2 protein-coding genes are annotated in these 2,172 nt (G+C 44.5%); one reads left to right on the top strand and one right to left on the bottom strand.

Features of this window, described 5'->3' with window-relative positions; genetic code table 11:
• Nucleotides 1-190, bottom strand: a 190-nt coding sequence (locus tag FJR06_RS23975) for a hypothetical protein (RefSeq protein ID WP_217359780.1), incomplete at its 3' end; no start/stop codon positions are given.
• 347 nt (nucleotides 191-537) lie between these two features.
• On the opposite strand from FJR06_RS23975, the gene FJR06_RS12555 reads away from it, so the two are divergent.
• Nucleotides 538-2,112 carry a reverse transcriptase domain-containing protein gene (locus FJR06_RS12555; RefSeq protein WP_168651545.1) on the top strand — a complete coding sequence of 525 codons (1,575 nt, stop codon included), beginning with the start codon at nucleotides 538-540 and terminating at the stop codon, nucleotides 2,110-2,112.
• Nucleotides 2,113-2,172: the final 60 nt, after the last annotated feature.

Raw genomic sequence — 2,172 nt, 5'->3', positions numbered from 1 at the left:
TAGCTGAATCACGGTAATCAGTCCGTACATAAGCTAACCAACCCAATCCAATCATGGAAAAAGGTTGAACTCTCGGTCTGATATGGGTGAAAGCCCCATCTGCCAGACTCAGGTATGACTCCCTATCTGCCCATGATGACCCGACTCGGTTTCGGGAGGTCAAAGCTGGGAACAGGGCGCAATCAGACACCTGTTGTGAGGTGACACTTGGCGCTAACGGGGAGTTCCTATGATGAAACCGAGCCTAAAAAAGCGACCTAATCCAAAGCGGGACACAACTCAAAAACCCGACTTTACTGGAGCTAATTCCCGCCGCATATCCGTCTCAATATCGGCAAGAGTCCAGGGAATCCAGTGGTTGAATTGGCTACATCTAACGGAACAATCAATCAACCGAGGGAACGAATAAAAACGGATTGGAGGTCTAAGGGAGGTCGAACCCTAAGTAGGCTAGACGAGGAGCGGAACTCCTTCAATTCGGGTAGGACAGACCGTAATTGGTTTGAGGTGTTCAGAATACACAAATTGGAGAAGAGCATGGTTAGGCACAGCAATAATGCTAGTGAATCTTGGATGACATTACCGTGGAAGAAATTCCGCCGTGACTTATTCCGCCTACAAAAACGAGTGTATAAAGCGATTCTTGCAGGAGACAAGCGTAAGGCAAAGTTCCTTCAAAAGCTAATTCTGAAATCTACCGCAGCAAGATTATTGGCTATCCGTCAAGTATCACAGCTAAACGCTGGGAAAAAAACCGCAGGAATTGACGGCAAAAAGTCCCTTAACTTTAAGGAACGCTTCGAGCTTAATGAACTGCTAAAAGCATCAGGTAGCAACTGGAAACACCAGGGGCTAAGAGAAATACCCATCCCCAAAAAGGACGGTACTACCAGGATGCTAAAAATCCCCACTATTGCAGACCGAGCCTGGCAATGCCTGGCAAAATATGCTCTAGAACCAGCACATGAAGCAACCTTCCACGCTAAGAGCTACGGTTTTAGAACGGGACGCTCGGCGCAGGACGCGCAGAAAATCTTGTTCAATAATCTAAACTCATCTAGTAACGGAAAAGATAAACGAGTTATAGAACTCGATATCGAAAAATGCTTTGACAGGATAAACCACACCGCCATAATGGATAGACTCATAGCTCCAAGGAGCATAAAGCAGGGAATCTTCCGCTGCTTAAAATCCGGGGTCAATCCAGAGTTTCCTGTACAAGGAACACCTCAAGGTGGAGTAGTAAGTCCACTTTTAGCTAACATCGCCTTAGATGGGATTGAAAGTATTCACAGACACCACATGATGTCTAATAGAAGAATCACAGACAATACCTCAACAAAACATATTATTGAACCATCAGTCCGTTACGCAGATGACATGGTAATAATATTACGACCACAGGATGATGCCCAAGAAATACTTGACAAAATCAACCAGTTTCTAGCAGAGCGGGGAATGAAAGTTAGTGAGAAAAAGACAAAGCTAACCGCCGCGACAGATGGGTTCGATTTCCTCGGCTGGAACTTCAAAGTCCAGAAAAACGGGAAGTTTAGATGCGTTCCTTCAGTGGACAACTTTAAATCTTTTCGCAAGAAAGTAAAAGCCATCGTCAACTGCTCGAATTATGGTGCTACTACCAAGGCTGAGAAATTAGCTCCCGTAGTTAGAGGTTGGAGGAACTACCATCGCTTCTGTAAGATGGACGGGTCTAGATTTTCCCTTTACCATATCCAACACAGAACATTCAAGGTATTCAATAAGGAAGCCAAAAAGAATCGCCATTCTAGCAAACAATTACTAGATAAAGCGTTCCCCGCAGTTCCTTACTCCGAAAATAAACACATCAATGTTAAAGGGGAGAAATCACCCTACGACGGAGATTTGAGTTACTGGAGCGAGCGTAACAGCAAACTCTATGACAATCATACCTCTAAAGCCCTCAAACGGCAAAACCATAAATGTGGACATTGTGGGCTAAAAATGCTCAGTGATGAGAAGGTACATTTACATCATGTTGATGGAAACCATAACAATTGGAAACCTAAAAACCTTCTAGTAATTCACGAAAGCTGCCACGATTATATTCATAAGAGCAAAAGCAAAAGCTAAGAACATCGGAAGCTGGGTGCGGTGAAAGCTGCACGCCCAGATTTAACAGAGAGGGGCGGG

Source organism: Dolichospermum sp. UHCC 0352 (genome assembly GCF_009711925.1).
In the GTDB taxonomy this organism is placed as follows: domain Bacteria; phylum Cyanobacteriota; class Cyanobacteriia; order Cyanobacteriales; family Nostocaceae; genus Dolichospermum; species Dolichospermum lemmermannii.
The sequence above is the reverse complement of the archived record's forward strand: the minus strand, read 5'-3'. Positions and strand labels throughout refer to the sequence as shown.

Coding starts and splice junctions, on each gene's coding strand:
- FJR06_RS12555 (WP_168651545.1), top strand. CDS start 538: ATGGTTAGGCACAGCAATAATGCTAGTGAATCTTGGATGACATTACCG.